This is a genomic window from Rhodoligotrophos defluvii, from assembly GCF_005281615.1.
Classification (GTDB): Bacteria; Pseudomonadota; Alphaproteobacteria; order Rhizobiales; family Im1; genus Rhodoligotrophos; species Rhodoligotrophos defluvii.
Genome location: NZ_SZZM01000003.1, coordinates 562,398 through 579,754, shown reverse-complemented (window position 1 = coordinate 579,754; position 17,357 = coordinate 562,398). Strand labels below are relative to the sequence as shown.

General features: G+C 66.6%; 14 protein-coding genes. 11 read left to right on the top strand and 3 right to left on the bottom strand.

Going from position 1 to position 17,357, the window contains the following annotated elements:
• The 8 genes from murD to ftsA are packed head-to-tail and all read left to right on the top strand — an operon-like array spanning position 1 to position 9,702.
• Positions 1-1,413 (top strand): UDP-N-acetylmuramoyl-L-alanine--D-glutamate ligase, encoded by a 1,413-nt coding sequence (murD, locus tag E4P09_RS16955; protein WP_137390770.1) that lies wholly within the window; start codon positions 1-3, stop codon positions 1,411-1,413.
• Positions 1,414-1,415: 2 nt separating this feature from the next.
• Positions 1,416-2,573 carry a putative lipid II flippase FtsW gene (gene ftsW / locus E4P09_RS16950; RefSeq protein ID WP_137390839.1) on the top strand — a complete coding sequence of 386 codons (1,158 nt, stop codon included), beginning with the start codon at positions 1,416-1,418 and terminating at the stop codon, positions 2,571-2,573.
• Entirely contained in the window at positions 2,570-3,778 is a 1,209-nt protein-coding gene (gene murG, locus E4P09_RS16945; protein ID WP_239025240.1) for an undecaprenyldiphospho-muramoylpentapeptide beta-N-acetylglucosaminyltransferase, read from the top strand. Before ftsW ends, murG begins: the two co-directional genes overlap by 4 nt.
• The gene (gene murC, locus E4P09_RS16940) at positions 3,775-5,178 is read left to right on the top strand and encodes a UDP-N-acetylmuramate--L-alanine ligase (RefSeq protein WP_137390769.1); all 1,404 of its coding nucleotides are present in this window, start codon (positions 3,775-3,777) and stop codon (positions 5,176-5,178) included. Before murG ends, murC begins: the two co-directional genes overlap by 4 nt.
• Complete coding sequence (gene murB / locus E4P09_RS16935; protein ID WP_137390768.1) at positions 5,178-6,116, top strand: UDP-N-acetylmuramate dehydrogenase; 939 nt, start codon at positions 5,178-5,180, stop codon at positions 6,114-6,116. The genes murC and murB overlap by 1 nt, the downstream gene beginning before the upstream one ends.
• A gap of 2 nt (positions 6,117-6,118) precedes the next feature.
• Positions 6,119-7,048 carry a D-alanine--D-alanine ligase gene (locus E4P09_RS16930; protein WP_137390767.1) on the top strand — a complete coding sequence of 310 codons (930 nt, stop codon included), beginning with the start codon at positions 6,119-6,121 and terminating at the stop codon, positions 7,046-7,048.
• The gene (locus tag E4P09_RS16925; protein WP_137390766.1) at positions 7,036-8,328 is read left to right on the top strand and encodes a cell division protein FtsQ/DivIB; all 1,293 of its coding nucleotides are present in this window, start codon (positions 7,036-7,038) and stop codon (positions 8,326-8,328) included. The genes E4P09_RS16930 and E4P09_RS16925 overlap by 13 nt, the downstream gene beginning before the upstream one ends.
• A gap of 60 nt (positions 8,329-8,388) precedes the next feature.
• On the top strand, positions 8,389-9,702 hold the full coding sequence (ftsA, locus tag E4P09_RS16920; protein ID WP_137390765.1) for a cell division protein FtsA: 1,314 nt from the start codon (positions 8,389-8,391) through the stop codon (positions 9,700-9,702).
• Positions 9,703-9,726: 24 nt separating this feature from the next.
• Here the strand turns inward: ftsA and E4P09_RS26610 are convergent, their stop codons facing one another.
• Both E4P09_RS26610 and E4P09_RS16910 read right to left on the bottom strand, forming a co-directional pair.
• Positions 9,727-10,797, bottom strand: coding sequence for a hypothetical protein (locus E4P09_RS26610; protein WP_239025239.1), 1,071 nt, complete (start codon positions 10,795-10,797; stop codon positions 9,727-9,729).
• A gap of 154 nt (positions 10,798-10,951) precedes the next feature.
• Positions 10,952-12,208 carry an FAD-dependent oxidoreductase gene (locus E4P09_RS16910; protein WP_137390764.1) on the bottom strand — a complete coding sequence of 419 codons (1,257 nt, stop codon included), beginning with the start codon at positions 12,206-12,208 and terminating at the stop codon, positions 10,952-10,954.
• Positions 12,209-12,520: 312 nt separating this feature from the next.
• Here E4P09_RS16910 and E4P09_RS26735 point away from each other — a divergent pair, with 312 nt between their 5' ends.
• The 3 genes from E4P09_RS26735 to E4P09_RS16895 all read left to right on the top strand — a co-directional run bounded on the left by E4P09_RS26735 (position 12,521) and on the right by E4P09_RS16895 (position 15,926).
• On the top strand, positions 12,521-12,901 hold the full coding sequence (locus E4P09_RS26735) for a helix-turn-helix domain-containing protein (RefSeq protein ID WP_137390763.1): 381 nt from the start codon (positions 12,521-12,523) through the stop codon (positions 12,899-12,901).
• A 154-nt stretch (positions 12,902-13,055) separates the two neighbouring features.
• A complete protein-coding gene (ftsZ, locus tag E4P09_RS16900) occupies positions 13,056-14,792 on the top strand; it encodes a cell division protein FtsZ (protein ID WP_137390762.1) in 1,737 nt (578 codons plus the stop codon).
• Between the two features lie 180 nt (positions 14,793-14,972).
• Positions 14,973-15,926, top strand: a complete 954-nt coding sequence (locus E4P09_RS16895; protein ID WP_239025237.1) for an outer membrane protein assembly factor BamD — start codon at positions 14,973-14,975, stop codon at positions 15,924-15,926.
• Here E4P09_RS16895 and pdxR read toward each other — a convergent pair.
• Positions 15,913-17,340 carry a MocR-like pyridoxine biosynthesis transcription factor PdxR gene (gene pdxR, locus E4P09_RS16890; RefSeq protein WP_137390761.1) on the bottom strand — a complete coding sequence of 476 codons (1,428 nt, stop codon included), beginning with the start codon at positions 17,338-17,340 and terminating at the stop codon, positions 15,913-15,915. The genes E4P09_RS16895 and pdxR overlap by 14 nt on opposite strands.
• Positions 17,341-17,357: the final 17 nt, after the last annotated feature.

Below are 17,357 nucleotides of genomic sequence, written 5' to 3'. Positions count from 1 at the left end.
ATGATCCCCGCGAGAACTTTTGCCGACAAGGCGGTCGCGGTGTTCGGTCTGGGGGGCAGCGGCCGGGCGGTGGTGCGTTCGCTGTTGGCCGGCGGGGCCAGGGTTTCAGCCTGGGATGACGGGGAAGCGATCCGCTCGGCAGTGGAGATCGAGGGCGCACCGGTCATCGACCTTGCCGCGGAGGACTTCACCCGCTTCCATGCGCTGGTTTTAAGCCCGGGTGTGCCGCTCACCCATCCCGAGCCGCACTGGACCGTGCGGAAGGCGCAAGCCGCAGGGGTCGAGGTGATCGGCGACATCGAGATCTTCTTTCGGGAGCGGGCGGCGCTCGGCACCCGGTCACCGGTGGTGGCGATCACCGGCACGAACGGCAAATCGACGACCACCGCCCTGTGCGGGCATCTGCTCAAGGAAGCCGGACGGGATGTGCAGGTGGGCGGCAATATCGGCACGGCGGTGCTCGATCTGGCTCCGCTTGCCGACGGAAGGCATTATGTTCTGGAGCTCTCGTCCTACCAGATCGATCTCGCCCCGAGCCTGCATGCGAGTGCGGCCATATTGCTGAACATCACGCCGGACCATCTCGACCGGCACGGCACGATGGCGCATTACGCTGAGGTGAAGGCGCGGATCTTCGCCAATCAGACCGCCGATGACGCGGCGGTGATCTGCGTCGACGACGAGCATACAAGCGCCATTGCGGAGCGTTTGAGCCGCGCGCCGGCAACGCTGCGGCGGGTGACCATCGGCCGCCCCATCGAGGACGGCATCTCGGTGGTGGACGGCGTGCTCGCCGAGCGGGTGGCCGCGCGCACGGTGGCGGAGATAAACCTGAACGGCCTCAATTCTCTGCGCGGCAGCCACAATTGGGAGAACGCGGCGGCCGCCTATGGAGCGATGCGGGCTGTGGGCCTGACCACCGAGGAGATCGCCGCGGGTTTTGCGAGCTTTGCCGGCCTCGCCCACCGCATGCAGGAAATCGCCCGCATCGGCGATGTGCGCTTCGTCAACGACTCCAAGGGCACCAATGCGGATGCGACCGCCAAGGCCTTGGCCTCGTTCCACGACATTTACTGGATTGCCGGCGGCCGGGCGAAATCCGGAGGCATCACGAGCCTCAGGCCCTATTTCTCGCGCATCGTGCGGGCTTATCTGATCGGCGAGGCTGCGGAGGAATTCGCGGCCACGCTGGCGGGGAAGGTGGACGCGGTGATCTGCGGCACGCTGGACAGGGCGGTTGCGTCCGCGGCGCGCGACGCGGTGGCGGAACGACGGCACGAACCGGTGGTGCTGCTCTCGCCCGCCTGCGCCTCGTTCGATCAGTTTCGGAATTTCGAGCTTCGCGGCGACGCGTTCTGCGCTGCCGTGCGGGCACTCGATGGTGTGGTCATGGCCAAGGGGGTTGCGGCATGAGCCTGATCAGTCGGGCCGATCGCGGGCTGGTCGCCAACTGGTGGTTCACGGTCGACCGCCTGTTGCTCACGGCGCTGCTGATGCTGATGGTGATCGGCGCGCTGTTGTCCATGGCGGCAAGCCCGCCCGTGGCCGAGCGCCTCAACGTGGACGCCTTCTACTTCTTCCGCAGGCACCTCTTTTTTCTCGTGCCGGCGGTGATCACCCTGATCGGCGCGTCATTCGCCACGCCCCAGCTCGCGCGGCGCATCTGTCTCGCCCTGTTCATGGTGGGGCTGCTGATGATGGCGCTGACCCTGGCGATCGGGCCCGAGGTGAAGGGCGCGCGCCGCTGGCTTGAGCTCGGCCGCTTCTCGGTGCAGCCTTCGGAATTCGTGAAGCCGGCCTTCGTGGTGCTCGCCGCCTGGTTCCTGGCGGAGAGTGCGCGCAACCGTACCATCTGGGGCTATCTGATCGCTCTGGTGATGCTGATGGCGGTGGCCGGCCTTCTGGTGCTGCAGCCAGACTATGGCCAGACGATCCTCATCGCCGCGGTGTGGGGCGTGATGCTGTTCCTCACCGGCATCTCCTGGTTCTGGATCGTCGGACTGGGCTGCCTCGGCGTGGTGGCCGGCGGCGTCGCCTATGCCACGGGCGACCACTTCGCCTCGCGCATCGACCGGTTCATGAACCGGGATGCGGGCGACACCTTCCAGGTGGATCGGGCGATCGACGCCTTTGCCCATGGCGGGCTCTACGGGGTCGGCCCGGGCAGCGGCACGGTCAAGGCAGTGATCCCGGATGCGCATAGCGATTTCGTCTTCTCGGTCGCTGGCGAGGAATTCGGCTTCATCATCTGCCTCGGCATCCTCTTGCTGTTCGCCTTCGTGGTGATCCGCGGCCTGCGCCACAGCCTCAATGCGCAGGACCCGTTCTGCGCCCTGGCCATCGCCGGGCTCGTCTCGGTGTTCGGCTTCCAGGCCTTCATCAATATGGGGGTGAATGTCTCACTGCTGCCGGCCAAGGGCATGACCCTGCCGCTCGTCTCCTATGGGGGCTCGTCGCTTGTGGCCATGGCGCTGGGGATGGGGCTCATGGTGGCGCTGGCGCGGCGCACACCCATGGGGCACATGCCGAACCAGGGCAATGTTGCGGTGGGATTGGCCGCGATGGGACGATGATGGCGCGCCCGCAATCGGAATGGACGGCCAGGCCGGCGGTGGCCCTGGCGGCCGGCGGGACCGGCGGGCACCTGTTTCCCGCGCAAGCCCTGGCCGAGGTGCTCAATGCGCGCGGCTATGCGGTGCATCTGCTCACTGATCGGCGGGGCCTCGACCACAGCAGCCGGTTCCCGGCGCTGATGGTGCATGTGATCCCGTCGGCCACCATCGTCACCTCCAAGCCTCTGTCGGTGCCCGGCCAGCTGCTCACGCTCGGGCGCGGGCTCGCCAAGGCGCGCAGGAGCCTTGCGGCGATCAACCCTGTGGCGGTGGTGGGCTTCGGCGGCTATCCCTCGCTGCCGCCCATGGCCGCCGCGCTCTCCCTGCGGCTGCCGGTGCTGCTGCACGAGCAGAATGCGGTGATGGGCAAGGCCAACCGGGTGATCGCCCCTTATGCGCGCCTGATCGCCACGGCCTTTCCGGAGGTTTCGCTGGTGCCGCCCAAGGCGCGTTCCAAGCTCGCGCTCATCGGCAACCCGGTGCGCGCGGCGGTTTATGCCGCGAGCAACACCCCTTACACGCCGCCCACCGCCGACGAGCCGTTTCGGCTCCTGGTGTTCGGCGGCAGCCAAGGCGCGCGGATCTTCTCCGACATTGTGCCGCCCGCGCTCGCCGCTCTGCCGGCTGCCACCCGGCGGGCCTTGACGGTGGTGCAGCAGGCGCGGCCGGAGGATGTGGAGAGGGTCGAGCAGCAATACAGGGAGGCAGGCATTGCCGCCGAGGTGAAGCCGTTCTTCACCGACATGGCGGAGCGCATGGCCAATGCCCACCTGGTGGTGGCCCGGGCTGGCGCATCGACCGTCAGCGAGCTCGGCGTGATCGGCCGGCCGGCGATCCTGGTGCCGCTTGCCCAATCGCTGGAGGGCGACCAGATGAGCAACGCCAAGCAGTTCGCGGCAGCCGGCGGCGGCTGGGTCATCGAGCAATCCGGCTTCACGGCCGAGCGATTAACCAGCCTTATCCTCACTCTGCGCTATGACGATGCGGGGCTTGCCCGCGCCGCCAGGGGGGCAGCCAGCTTCGGCCGTCCCGATGCGGCGGAGCGGCTGGCCGACCTGGTGGAAAATCTGCCGGGCGGGGCCGCATCTCGCGCAAGCTCATCCCAGACTCTGCAGGAGGGCGCGCGCGCCATCGTCAACGGGCCAGGTCATAAGGAGATTTCATGAAGATACCGCGCGACATCGGCCCCATTCACTTCGTCGGCATTGGCGGCATCGGCATGAGCGGCATCGCCGAGGTGATGGCGACGCTCGGCTATTCGGTGCAGGGCTCGGACCTGTCGGCCAATGCCAACGTGGAGCGGCTGCGTGGGCTCGGCATTCCGATCAACATCGGGCATGACGCGGTCAATCTGGGCGATGCGCAGGTGGTGGTCATATCGTCTGCGGTGAAGCCGGACAATCCGGAGGTGGTCGCGGCGCGCGAGCGCTTCCTGCCCATCGTGCGGCGGGCTGAAATGCTGGCGGAGCTGATGCGGTTCCGTACCTGCGTCGCGGTGGGCGGCACCCATGGCAAGACGACCACCACGTCGCTGGTCGCCGCGCTCCTCGATGCGGGCGGCATGGACCCCACGGTGGTGAATGGCGGCATCATCAACGCCTATGGCACGAATGCGCGGCTGGGCAAGGGCGACTGGATGGTGGTGGAATCGGACGAATCCGACGGCACGTTCGTGAAGCTGCCGGCGGATGTGGTGATCGTCACCAATATCGATCCCGAACATCTCGATCACTACGGCAGCTTCGATGCGGTCAAGGCGGGCTTTCTTTCCTTCGTGCAGAACATTCCGTTCTACGGGTTCGCGGTCATGTGCATCGACCATCCGGTGGTGCAGCAGCTCATCGGCCAGGTCACGGACCGGCGGGTGATCACCTATGGCCGGAGCCCGCAGGCGGATGTGCGCATGACGGAGAGCAGCTTCGCGGGCGGCACAAACCGATTCACCGTGCGCTTGCTGGACAGGCGGACCGGAGCGCGTCACACCATCGAGGACCTCGCGCTGTCCATGCCGGGCGAGCACAACGCGCTGAATGCCACGGCAGCGGTGGCGGTTGCCCGCGAGCTCGGGATGTCGGACGAGCAGATCCGGGCAGGGCTTGCCAATTTCACCGGCGTCAAGCGCCGGTTCACCCGTACGGGCGCCTGGAACGGGGTCACCATCTACGACGACTACGGCCATCACCCGGTGGAGATCGCAGCGGTATTGAAGGCGGCGCGGCGGGTGACCGAGCGGCGGGTGGTGGCCGTGATGCAGCCGCACCGCTACACCAGGCTGCGTGATCTGTTCGACGACTTTTCCACCTGCTTCAACGATGCGCACACGGTGATCCTGGCGCCGGTCTATTCGGCGGGCGAGACGCCGATCGACGGCATCACCCATGATGCGCTCCTGGAGGCGATGCGGGCGCGCGGCCATCGCAGCGTGATGAAAATCGACGGGCAAGGCGAGCTTGCGCCGCTGGTCGGCAGCATCGTGGAGCCGGGGGATATCGTGGTGTGCCTGGGCGCCGGCACGATCAGCCAGTGGGCCTACGCGCTTCCGGGCGAGCTTGAGCGACTGGGGTGATGGCGATGATCGATGGAGAGGCTTTGCTCAAGCGGCTGCCGCCCGTTCGGGGCCGGCTTTCGCCCAATGCACCGCTTGCGGACCTGACATGGTTTCGGGTGGGGGGACCGGCGGAGGTGCTGTTCACGCCTGCCGACGAGCAGGACCTGGCGGATTTCCTCCGCCAGTTGCCAGCCGATGTCCCGGTGATGCCGATCGGGGTCGGCTCCAACCTGCTGGTGCGCGACGGCGGCGTGCCGGGCGTGGTGATCCGGCTCGGCCGCGGATTCTCGGATATCGTGGTGGAAGAGGGCTATCGGCTGAGGGTCGGCACGGCGGTGCCCGACGTGCGGGTCGCCCGGGCGGCGCTGGAGCATGGTATCGGCTCGTTAACCTTTTTTAGGGGGATCCCGGGCACCATAGGCGGCGCGCTGCGGATGAATGGGGGCGCCTATGGCCGCGAGACCAAGGACGTGCTCGTGGAAGCCAGGGCAGTGGATCGGGGTGGGCGTATCGTGACGCTGACGGTCGCGGACATGCAGATGAGCTACCGCCATTGCGGGGCGCCGGAGGATCTCGTCTTCACCCAGGCGCTGCTGCAGGGCGAGCCCGGCGATCCCGCACAGATCGCCGCAGACATGGATGCCATCACGGAAGCGCGCGAGCGCACCCAGCCGGTGAAGAGCCGCACCGGCGGCTCGACCTTCAAGAACCCGCCGGGGCAGAAGGCCTGGCAGCTCATGGACAAGGCCGGCATGCGCGGCTTCGCCATCGGCGGGGCGCGGGTGTCGGAGCTGCACTGCAATTTCCTGATCAATGAGGGTAGCGCAACCGCGGCGGACATCGAAGCGCTGGGCGAGGAGGGACGGCGGCGGGTGCTCGAGACGTCCGGCGTGACCCTCGAGTGGGAGATCAAGCGCATCGGCGTTGCCGCGCCGGCGGTGCAGGAGATCGGCTGATCATGGCGGCGAAGGCCCATGTGGCGGTCCTGATGGGGGGCTGGTCGGCCGAGCGCGAGGTCAGCCTCAACTCCGGCAGAGCTTGCGCCGCGGCACTCGAACGGGCCGGCTACCGCGTGACCGCGATCGATGTGACGCGCGACGTCGTCCGGCAGCTCGAGGCGGTGAAGCCGGAGGTCGCCTTCAATGCCCTGCACGGCAAGTGGGGCGAGGATGGCTGCGTCCAGGGCATCCTCGAGACGCTCGAGCTGCCCTACACCCATTCCGGGGTGCTGGCATCCGCGCTCGCCATGCACAAGGCGAAGGCCAAGACGGTGTTCGCCGCAGCAGGCCTGCCGGTGGCGGAAAGCGTGCTCGCGCCGTTGGAGGAAGCCGCACGCGCGCATCTGATGGCGCCGCCCTATGTGATGAAGCCGGAAGCGGAGGGGTCGAGCGTCGGCGTCCATATCGTGCCCAAGGGCGCGAATGGCCCGCCACAGGACATTCTGACCGATCCGGCTTTCGGTGCCGATCAGGTCATGGTGGAGCGCTACATCGCCGGGCGGGAGCTGACCTGCGCGGTGCGCGGCAACACGCCCCTGGGCGTGATCGACATCGTCGCCGAGGCGGGCATCTTTTATGACTACAAGGCCAAATATGCACCCGGCGGCTCGCGCCACATTCTGCCGGCGCAGATTCCCGCCGATCTCTACAGGCGCGTGCAGGAGATCTCGCTGGCGGCGCATCAGGCGCTTGGCTGCCGGGGGGTGAGCCGTGCGGATTTGCGCTATGACGACACGCCCGGCGGCACGGGCGAGCTGATCCTGCTGGAGGTCAACACCCAGCCCGGCATGACCGGCACCTCGCTCGTGCCGGAGCTGGCAGCCCACGACGGCATGAGCTTCGAGGCCCTCGTCTCCTGGATGGTGGAAGACGCATCATGCGGAAGGTGAGCGCCTCAGACTGGATCAGGCGGAGCGCGGAATACCCCCGTGGCGACGGCCCTGTGCTGCTGCCGGCCCAAGTGAGAACCTTGCGGCGGGCAGCGGCCAAGGAGAAGCTGCCGGCCATTGCCAAAGTTTCCGAGCAGACCAAGCTCCCCGCGCAGAAATCATCGGGCGCGCCGCCCGTGGCAGCTGCGGCGGGCAAGGCCCGCGCGCTGGAGATGGCGAGCGCCGCCCCGCCGGTCGCGGCTGCAGCGGGCAAGGCCAAAGCTGCGGCGCCGGCCAGCACGCGGCCCCTCGATGCCGCGGCGGTAACGAATGACGATCCGCCGCCCGCGCGACCCAAAACCCGTATGGAGGCCATGGTCGCGCCGCAGCCCGCACCGGTGAAGCGGCCGCGGCCTCAGTTCGAGCCTTTGCCGGTCCAGTTGCCCTCGCGCGACTTGGTGACCAAGGTCACCCGCCAGCGGCGCGAGAGCCGGCCGGTGCGCAAGGCGAAGCTCACCGGCGACCTCGCGCCGGCGGCCTTTCTGCTGATCGCCCTGTGCTATGCGCTGGTGGCCGGCGGCCATTTCGAGCAGCGGGGCGGCTCGCTGCGCGGCCTGGTCAACCAGGTGGCGTCCATGATCGGCCTGTCGGCGGACGACGTGCGCATCGTGGGACTGGAGCAGCAGACGCGCGAGCAGGTGCTGAGCGCGATCGGGGTCGAGGAAGGCGGTTCGCTGATCGGCTTCGACGCCAACCTGGCGCGGCAGAAGCTCGAAAACCTCGACTGGATCTCGCAAGCCTCGGTGCTGCGCCTGTTTCCGAACAAGCTGCTGATCGAGCTGACGGAGCGGCATCCCTTCGCGCTCTGGCAGTCGGATGGCGTGTTCAAGGTGATCGACAAGTCGGGCATCCCGATGCCGAGCCTCAACGTGCGCGCCTATCGGCATCTGCCGATCGTGGTCGGCGAGGGCGCCAATCTCGCCGCGGCAGATCTTGTTAACTATCTGGAAGCCCAACCGGAGCTAATGTCGCAGACGCGTGCAGCCGTGCGCGTCGCCGACCGCCGGTGGGTCCTGTACTTGACGAACACGATCAAAGTGGATCTGCCGGAGGACAAGGTCGACGAAGCGCTCGTGCTGCTCAAGACCTTGATCGACCGCTACGGGATCATGACCCGCGATATCGTCAACATCGATATGCGGCTCCATGATCGCGTCGTGGTGCGCCTGTCGGACGAGGCAGCCGAGAAGCTGAAATCGTCCAAGAACGCAAAGCCGGTCAAGGTCAGCCGAAGCCAATGAGTTGGGGCCGCATCGGCCTGCTGTGTGTTCGTATTGAGTAGGGCGGGAGCCGCCGGCTTCATGAACGTCGTTCCGTTGCACGCGCGTAAAAACCAGCATCATCGTCGTCCCGCGCCCAATTCTCCGATCATCGCCGCGATCGACGTCGGCTCGACGAAAATATGCTGCCTCATTGCGGAGGTGCGGACCACGCGCAACCGCGCCTTCGGCGGCGCAAAGACGCAGAGCCTCAACATTCTCGGCGTCGGCCACCAGGCGGCCGTGGGCATCCGCTGCGGTTCCATCACCGATATCGACCAGGCCGAGATCGCGATCCGGCTGGTGGTGGATGCGGCCGAGCGCATGGCCGGGATCAGCATCGACCAGGTCTATGTCAATGTCTCGGGGGGACGTCCGCGCTGCGAGGCGGTGACCGGCGAGACCCGGGTCGGCGGCCGTGAGGTCGGCCCCACTGACGTGGAGCGGGCAATCCAGGTGGCCGGGGAACGCATCCAGGCGCCGGGCCGGGTGGTGCTGCACACCACGCCCGTGCAATATGCGCTGGACGACGTGCGCGGCATTCGCGATCCACGCGGCATGTTCGGGGAGAAGCTCGGGGTCGATCTCAACGTGGTCACGGTCGAGCCGGGCCCGCTGCGCAACCTGTCGCTCGCGATCGAGCGCTGCCATCTCGACATTGCCGGCCTGGTGATCGCGCCTTATGCGGCCGGCCGCTCCGTGCTGGTGGAAGACGAGATGGCCATGGGCGTCACCTGCATCGACATGGGTGGCGGGACAACGTCGGTTGCGGTGTTCTTCGAGGGCAATCTCGTCTTTGCCGATGTGATCCCGATCGGAGGGCATCACATCACCAATGACATTGCGCGCGGCCTCTCCACGCCCATCGCCCATGCGGAGCGCATGAAGACGCTCTATGGCTCGTCCATTCCAAGCGCGCTCGACGAGCGGGAGCTCTTGTCGGTGCCGCTGGTCGGCGAGCGCGGCACGGATACGGTGTACAAGATCCCGCGCTCCATGCTCACCGGCATCGTGCGGCCGCGGCTCGAGGAGACGTTCGAGCTGATCAAGGACCGGCTGCAGGCTTCGGGTTTCGCCAAGCTGGCCGGCCGGCGCATGGTGCTCACCGGCGGTGCCTGCCAGATGACGGGCGCGCGCGAGCTGGCCAGCCAGATCCTCGACCGCCACATCCGGCTTGGCTTCCCACAGCCGCTGACCGGCATGCCGGAAGCGATCCGCAGCCCCAATTTCGCGGTGGCCTCCGGGCTTCTCGCCTATGCGCTGCGACCGGACGAGAGCATCATGGTCGAGCCCCGGCGACCGCGGAATGACGGCTACATGCGGCGGGTGGGCCGCTGGTTCCGCGAGAGCTTCTGACCGCAAGCTGCTGCGCCGGCTTTCTTATTGGCCGGCTCGGGCGCGAAAGCCCACATAGCCGCCATCGGCGTCATAAAGCACGTCGAAGCCGTTCAGAATGTGCAGGCTGGTGTTGACGAAGGTGCGTTCGGGCGAGACGCGGAGATGGATCGAGCTTGGGGCGAGCGGTGATGATCCATCATCTGCGGTAAAGCTGTAGAGCTCGCTCGGTGCGCCATCTGCCGAGTTGAGCAGCAGCGAGACCTCGGTGCCCGGCGGCAGCGTGCCTTCGTTTTCACCGGCCTGGCTTGCCGGCACGGTGAGGAACATGGCCGTCACGCCGGTATCGGCGAGCATGGTGCCGCAAGCGGGCGGCATGGTGCCGTTGATCGAGATGCAGGCAGGTATCGGCGACCAGTCGTCCACCGTCTGCTGCCGGTCAAGCTTGACGGCACGGAAAGTGCCTCGGGTATTGGCGCCGGTAAGGCCGACATGCACACCCCGCTGGGTCAGGATGTAGCCGCGACGCTGCTTCTGGCCCTCCTGGGCCGCCACCTGCAACAGCGGGTTCTTGTCGGGCGTGCCCTGGGCCTGGGCATCATGCTCGCGGGCAAAGCCGATGCCGATCATGGCGATGCCGTGCGGGTCATCGTTCGGCTGGCAATTGCGGGCATGCTCCAGGCACGTCACCTCCGTGACCACCAGAACCGGCATGGGTGTGGTGGCAACGCTGCTTCCGTCGGCGCCCTGGACGGTCACCGGCGTGATGACCCATTGGCCGCTCATCACGCGGCCGGAGCTGGTATAGGTGATCCGTCCTTCCCCAACACTCTCCAGCTGCTGCCAGTCCGGCATGTAGGCGGCGGCCACCACAATGCCCGTCGAGCCCGAATCCACCACCGCTGCCAGCATGCGCCCGCCAAGGGAAAGGCCCAGCCGCGGCGGCCGGGTGAGGTCGCCATCGCCAGCATTGAGGTAGGGCAGGAAGACCCCGTCGGTGAAATCGGCATAGCTCGGAAGGTCGTCCGCCGCTGCTCGGAGCGAGGGCAGGGCGACGGCAATGCCCAACAGCAAGGCGGCAGCAGCCGCATGGGGTGAGAGCAATTTCGATGGCATGATCCGGACCTGCCTCGATCGGGCATTTGGTATGAACATAGGGCTGATCGCATGGGCGCAGGGAATGCACAATGTCCCTGTGTGACAGGCGGGCAGTGTTTTGCCGGAAGCGGTTAAGGCAAGCTCAACGAAACGGCGGCGGCTGATACTGCGGTCATTGCAGATCGAGCGCCGGCTGCCCGGGGGCGGATCTTGCGACATCGGGGGTCTGCACATGTTCCGGCCTCACCCCGAGCCCGATGAGTCGTGCCGGCAGCCGGCTGAGAACCGGCCAGTGGTCCATGATCCGTAGAGGCAGCGGTGGCGCGGGCAGCTCCTTGCTGGCCAGCAGCGGTTTGAGCAGACGGTCCTGTATCACCAGCTGCAGCTGCTGGGTGACCCGCGTGGGCCACATCCGCCGTGCCTGAACCGCGGCCATGGCATCTTCGAGCGGCTGGCCTGCCCGCAGCGGAGGCACGAGCGCGTTGGCGGCGGCAACCGCGTCCTGCACGGCGAGATTGACGCCGACGCCGCCGATCGGCGACATGGCATGGGCGGCATCGCCGATGCACAGCAGACCCGGGCGCCACCATTTCTCCAGCCGGTTGACCTGCACGGTCAGCAGCTTGATCTGATCCCAGTCCTGGAGTTCGTCCGGCCGTCCGGCCAATCCAGGCATAAGCGACGAGATCGCCTGCCGGAAGCTGTCCAGACCCGCCGCCTTGATCGCATCAAAGCCGCCTTTGGCGATGACGTACGCACATTGCCAATAGTCGCCGCGATTGATCTGCACCATCAGATGGCCGGCGGCGAAACGGCCCATGGTGGCCGGAGGATCCTCTGGCTTGCGGGACAAGCGGAACCACAGCACGTCGATGGGAGCGCCGAGGTCGCGGGGCACAAGTCCTGCCTTTTCGCGCACGGTGGAGCTGCGGCCGTCGGCGCCGATCGTGAGGTCTGCCCGGATCGCAAGGCGGCTCGAGGGGGTTTGGGCCGCAACGCCACGAATTTTTCCATCCTCGATCAGGAGGTCGTCAACCTCTGCTTCCATCAGTAGCCGGAAATTAGGGTAGGCGCGCGCCTCGGACGCCAGAAAGTTGAGAAAATCCCACTGCGGCATGATCGCCAGGAATTTACAGCGGGTCGGCAGGTGCCGGAAATCGGCGACCTGGATCTCGTCCTCTCCGAACACGGCGCTCAACGTCTCCGCCTTATTGTGCGGCAGCTCGAGGAAAGCTTCCAACCGGCCCAGCTCGTTCATCAATTCAAGCGTCGAGGGGTGGATGGTATCACCGCGGAAATCGCGGAAGAAATCCTTGTGCTTCTCCAGAACGACGACGTCCACGCCGGCTCTGGCGAGCAGGAAACCTGTCATGAGACCGGCGGGGCCGCCGCCGGCAACACAGCACCGGGTGTCCAGGGTATCGGTCATGCGCCCTTCTCCTGCACGGCTTGGCGCCAGCAAAGCCGTTCGGACCAGCAAGCTGTTCGGACCAGCAAAGCTGTTTGGAATAGAGCACTTTGCCGGCGGGGCGGCAAGCGACCGGTCGCGGAAACGGGAGCACCAGTCCGTTCATCGGACGGCTGATGCTCCCGCCTGATCCGCACAACGCTCGGGGGCTCGCTGGCCGCGCGGATCGCATCGCCTATGTCGCCCGGGTTCGGTGGGGCGTGTCAATATCTTTAGCGTTGGCCGACCTTGAATCGCGAGAATTATAAGGCGGTCATCGATTAACAAGCCGGTATGGACAAACACCGACTCGTCATCGAGCGTGCAGACAGGCTTCGGCAGGCCCGAATAGCAGCGGGGTTCACTACCGCACGAGCCGCTGCCAGGAAAGTTGGTGTCAAGGAATCGACGTACCGGACGCACGAGAACGGAGCCGTCTCGTTCGATGCCGACATGGGCCTCAAATATGCGCGCACGTTCGGGGTTTCCCTGGAATGGCTGATGCTGCCCGAAATGCCAGGCGGGCAAAAGCGGGTCGACGCGACGGAGGTTTCAGCGCGGCGGCTGCTCGAACGGGTGATCCGGGCTCTCGATGCCGGAGACATTCGCGGGCTGGCAGACGCTGTGGACCACGCGAAGAGCCGGCTCGGCATCAGGCCCGCCACCCGCCGCTGAACCGAGCCCAGCCGCCCAGATTTGCAAAGGGTGGGTTAACGGATTGCTGCCGCAGTGGTTCAAAATGTGACCGGGAGTAAGGCAGCGTTAACGATTTATTATCGAGTTGGTAACAAATGTAGAGGAGAGGCTCAAAGAAAGCGGACGCCATCCCATGACCATCAGCTTGACAGTTCCCAATCTGGCCGAATTGAAGCCGCGCATCACCGTCTTTGGCGTCGGTGGCGCCGGCGGGAACGCCGTCAACAACATGATCCACTCCAAGCTCGAAGGGGTGGAGTTTGTGGTAGCCAACACCGATGCCCAGGCGCTGTCGCAGAATGCGGCGCAGCGGCGGATCCAGATGGGTACCGCGCTCACCCAGGGGCTTGGCGCGGGGTCGCAGCCACAGATCGGCGCGGCTGCTGCCGAGGAGGCGCTGCCCGAAATCCTGGATCACCTGGCCGGCGCCCATATGTGCTTCATCACCGCTGGCATGGGCGGCGGCACCGGAACGGGTGCTGCGCCGGTGATCGCACGGGCGGCCAAGGAGCAGGGCATTCTCACCGTCGGCGTGGTCACCAAGCCGTTCCAGTTCGAGGGGCAGCGCCGCATGATCACCGCCGAGCGCGGCATCGAGGGTCTGTCCAAGCACGTCGACACGCTGATCGTCATTCCCAACCAGAACCTGTTCCGCATCGCCAACGAGAAGACTACCTTCGCGGCTGCTTTCGCCATGGCGGACCAGGTGCTCTATTCCGGCGTGGCCTCCATCACCGAGCTGATGACGAAGGAGGGCCTCATCAATCTCGATTTCGCCGATGTCCGCGCCGTGATGAGCGAGATGGGCAAGGCGATGATGGGAACCGGCGAGGCCGCGGGGGACAAGCGCGCCATCGAAGCGGCCGAGGCGGCCATTTCCAATCCTCTGCTGGACGATGTGAGCATGCGCGGCGCCCGGGGCCTGCTGATCTCGATCACGGGCGGCCACGACCTCACCCTTTACGAGGTGGACGAGGCGGCGACCCGTATCCGCGAGGAGGTGGATCCGGAGGCCAATATCATCCTCGGCGCGACCTTCGACGAGTCTCTCGAAGGGGTGATGCGCGTCTCCGTGGTGGCGACCGGTATCGTCGACCCGGCCATGGAGCAGGCGCCCCATGATTATGATGCCGAGTATGACTCAGCACCGGAGCGCACCAGCTATGGCTATACGGGGAGCGGACGGCCGCCGGCGCCTCCGGCTCCACAGCCCGCGATGCGTGAGGCAGGTCCGCAGCCGGTGATGCGCGAAGCCGCACCTCAGCCAGCAGCGCGGCCGCAGGCGCCGCAAGCTCAGCCCCAGCCTCAGTCCGCCTATCAGGCACAGTCTGCCCTGGCTGAGCGCGAGCTGGAGCCGGTCGGTCTCGAGCCCGCCTATGCCGCGGTCGAGGAGGAGCCAGTCGCGGACCAGCAGGCGGTCGAAGATCACCTGGAGCAAGACGAGCGGGCCTATGGCGCCGCGGCCTCCTCTGCGGCCGTGTCTGCGCCGCAGCCTCCCCTGGCGCAGCCGCAGCCTGCGTTGCGTGCGGCACCGACCCCGCCGCGGCTGCCTTCGATCGAGGATTTTCCGCCCCATGCGCAGCGGCACTACGCACAGCGCAACGCCAATGTGGAAGACCTGAACGCCCATGCCTACAAGAAGCGCAAGAGCCTGTTCGAACGCTTGGCGAGCGTAGGCTTGGGGCGGCGCGACGAGGACGAGGACCACGTGCCGGCGAAGGCCGAGCCGGCCATGTCCAGCCGCCGCGATATGCACGCACAGCCCGAACCTCAGCAGGGCTATGCTCCGCAAGCGGAGCAGCCCGGGCAGGGTGATCTCGATGATGATCAGCTGGAGATTCCCGCTTTCCTGCGGCGACAGGCCAACTGAAAACCGGCATCATCGTGGCCCTCGGCCAAGACCCGGCGGACACACTTCCGCCGGGTTTGTCGCCTTTAGCATTGCAGGTTATCAACCGACTCGTTGCCGGGGTGCGATGTGATCGGTATACAGCGGATGCGGCGGACCGGGTGATCGCTGCACGGAGGGCGACAATCCCCAGGAGTTTGGATGAGGGGTGATCTTATGGGCAGCGGACGGAAGCAGGCGCCGCGCGGCAGCTTGAAGGCGATGCGCTTCATAGCGCTCACCACCGCGGGTGCGCTTCTGTTGTCCGGCTGCAGCAGCCTGTCGGGCATGTGGAACGGCGGCGGGACCGATACCTCGAGCAGCACGGCCATGCCCGCTTCCGGCGGCGCTCTGGCGCCGGAAGGTTCGAGCCAGGTGGTGGACGATGCCGAGCCGGTGGCGGACCTCTACAACAAGGGCCTCGACTACATGAAGGACGGGTCCTACGCGAAGGCCGCCAAGCAGTTCGAGGAGGTTGAGCGCCAGCATCCCTATTCGAGCTGGGCAACCAGGGCCACGCTGATGGCCGCTTATGCGCAATACCAGCGCAATGAATATGACGAGGCAATCCTGGCCGCCCAGCGCTTCATCACGCTGCATCCGGGCCACAAGGACGTGGCTTATGCCTACTATCTCGTGGCCCTGTCCTATTACGAGCAGATTGCGGACGTGAAGCGCGATCAGACCGCAACCGAGAAGGCACTCGCCGCGCTGGACGAGGTGAGCCGCCGCTTTCCGAACTCGGTCTATGCGAAGGATGCGGCGGCCAAGGCGCTTTTGGCGCGCGACCATCTCGCCGGGAAGGAGATGGAGGTCGGCCGCTATTACCTGACCCAGCAGGCCTATGTGGCGGCGATCAATCGCTTCGAGAAGGTGATCAAGTCCTATCAGACCACGTCTCATACGCCGGAGGCGCTCTACCGTCTGGTGGAAGCCTATCTCGCCCTCGGGGTAACCTCCGAAGCGCAGACCGCCGCCGCCGTTCTCGGCCACAATTTCCCGGGCAGCCAGTGGTATCAGGACGCCTATAACCTGCTGCAGGGCAGCGGCTTGCAGCCGAAGGAGAACCAGTCGTCCTGGATCACCCAGGCGCTGAGCTCCATCAATCCGTTCTGACGATCTCGCAGAGCCTGCGCGCGGCTTTTCGCAGGTCCTCGTCGGGGAACCCGGAGAAGCCCAGCACCAGCCCCTGCTGCGGGGGCATGGTCACATACATGGGTGACAGCGGACGAGCGCCGATGCCGGCAGCCTTGGCGGCGGCGCCAATTTCAACGTCCAGTCGCGGGCTGGCGAGCTTGGCTACGAGGTGCAGCCCTTGCGCCGGTGGCTCCACCGTCAGCACCGGTGGGCCGTGGTCGCGCAGGGTAGCGACCAGCACGTCGCGTGAGGCTTGCGCCCGACGGCGGGCCCGGCGCAGATGGGCGGCGAAATGGCCCTGCGCAATCAAATCGGCGAGGGCCGCCTCCGCGAGCGTGGATGGCTGGCGGTCAGAGCTCACGCGGAGCGCCAGAACCGCATCGAGCAGGGCGTCAGGAATAACCGCGTATCCGAGCCGCAGCCCCGGGAACAGCACCTTGGAAAAGGTGCCGAGATAGATAACACGGGCCGCATCGTCGATGCCCTGCATTGCCGCGAGCGGGGGCCCGAGATAGCGGAACTCGCTGTCATAGTCGTCCTCTATGATCCAGGCGTCGTTGTGCCTTGCCCAGTCGAGCAAGGCGAGGCGCCGCCGCATGGTCATGGTCACGCCGAGGGGATATTGATGTGAGGGCGTGACATAGACCGCCCGCGCACGGGGCAGAGGCTGTTTCTCGTCCAGGGTGTTCAGGCCCTCGCGGTCGACCGGAATGCCGATGAGGCGGGCGCCGCGGCTGACCAGCGCCGATCGGGCCATGGGATAGCAGGGATCCTCCACAAGCACCGGGTCTCCGGGGCAGATCAGGACCCGGGCAATGAGATCCAGGCCCTGCTGGGTGCCGCTGGTGATCACGATCGACTGGGCATCGCAGCGCACGCCGCGCGCGGTGCGCAGATAGGCGGCGACAGCCTCGCGCAAGGCGCTGCTGCCGCGCGGATCACCGTAAGCGAAGTGCTCGGGTGCCGGCCGGGACAGCCGCCGCGACATCAGCTTCCGGAAGATGTGCCAGGTGCGCTCGTCGGCCATGGCGATGCCGAGGGTGCCGGGCAGCGGCGGCACGGGTTCAGCTGCCAAGGCGCTTGGTGGCGCCGGCCGGGCTGGAGGGGAGGGTGCCCTCTGGGGCACATGGGTGGCCACGAAAGTGCCCGCCCCGACGCGCGCTTCGGTGAAGCCCTCGGCGGTCAGGAGCTCGAAAGCGGCGATCGCCGCACTGCGCGAGATGCCGAGCCGCCGTGCCAAATCGCGCGTGGTGGGCAGCTTGGCGCCGGGCGGGACGAGGCCGGTTTCGATCAGCCGGCGGATTGCCTGGTAGAGCTGGTTGGCGCGCGGGCCTTTACCCGGGAGGATCGGGATCAGCGCGGACCAGTCCGGTTTGGTTAGAAGTTTTGGCATGAAATTGGATCTTTTGC

Coding starts and splice junctions, on each gene's coding strand:
- murB (WP_137390768.1), top strand. CDS start 5,178: ATGGCGATGATCGATGGAGAGGCTTTGCTCAAGCGGCTGCCGCCCGTT.
- murG (WP_239025240.1), top strand. CDS start 2,570: ATGATGGCGCGCCCGCAATCGGAATGGACGGCCAGGCCGGCGGTGGCC.
- ftsZ (WP_137390762.1), top strand. CDS start 13,056: ATGACCATCAGCTTGACAGTTCCCAATCTGGCCGAATTGAAGCCGCGC.
- E4P09_RS16930 (WP_137390767.1), top strand. CDS start 6,119: ATGGCGGCGAAGGCCCATGTGGCGGTCCTGATGGGGGGCTGGTCGGCC.
- murD (WP_137390770.1), top strand. CDS start 1: ATGATCCCCGCGAGAACTTTTGCCGACAAGGCGGTCGCGGTGTTCGGT.
- E4P09_RS26610 (WP_239025239.1), bottom strand. CDS start 10,797: ATGCCATCGAAATTGCTCTCACCCCATGCGGCTGCTGCCGCCTTGCTG.
- pdxR (WP_137390761.1), bottom strand. CDS start 17,340: ATGCCAAAACTTCTAACCAAACCGGACTGGTCCGCGCTGATCCCGATC.
- E4P09_RS16925 (WP_137390766.1), top strand. CDS start 7,036: ATGCGGAAGGTGAGCGCCTCAGACTGGATCAGGCGGAGCGCGGAATAC.
- murC (WP_137390769.1), top strand. CDS start 3,775: ATGAAGATACCGCGCGACATCGGCCCCATTCACTTCGTCGGCATTGGC.
- ftsA (WP_137390765.1), top strand. CDS start 8,389: ATGAACGTCGTTCCGTTGCACGCGCGTAAAAACCAGCATCATCGTCGT.
- E4P09_RS26735 (WP_137390763.1), top strand. CDS start 12,521: ATGGACAAACACCGACTCGTCATCGAGCGTGCAGACAGGCTTCGGCAG.
- E4P09_RS16895 (WP_239025237.1), top strand. CDS start 14,973: ATGAGGGGTGATCTTATGGGCAGCGGACGGAAGCAGGCGCCGCGCGGC.
- E4P09_RS16910 (WP_137390764.1), bottom strand. CDS start 12,208: ATGACCGATACCCTGGACACCCGGTGCTGTGTTGCCGGCGGCGGCCCC.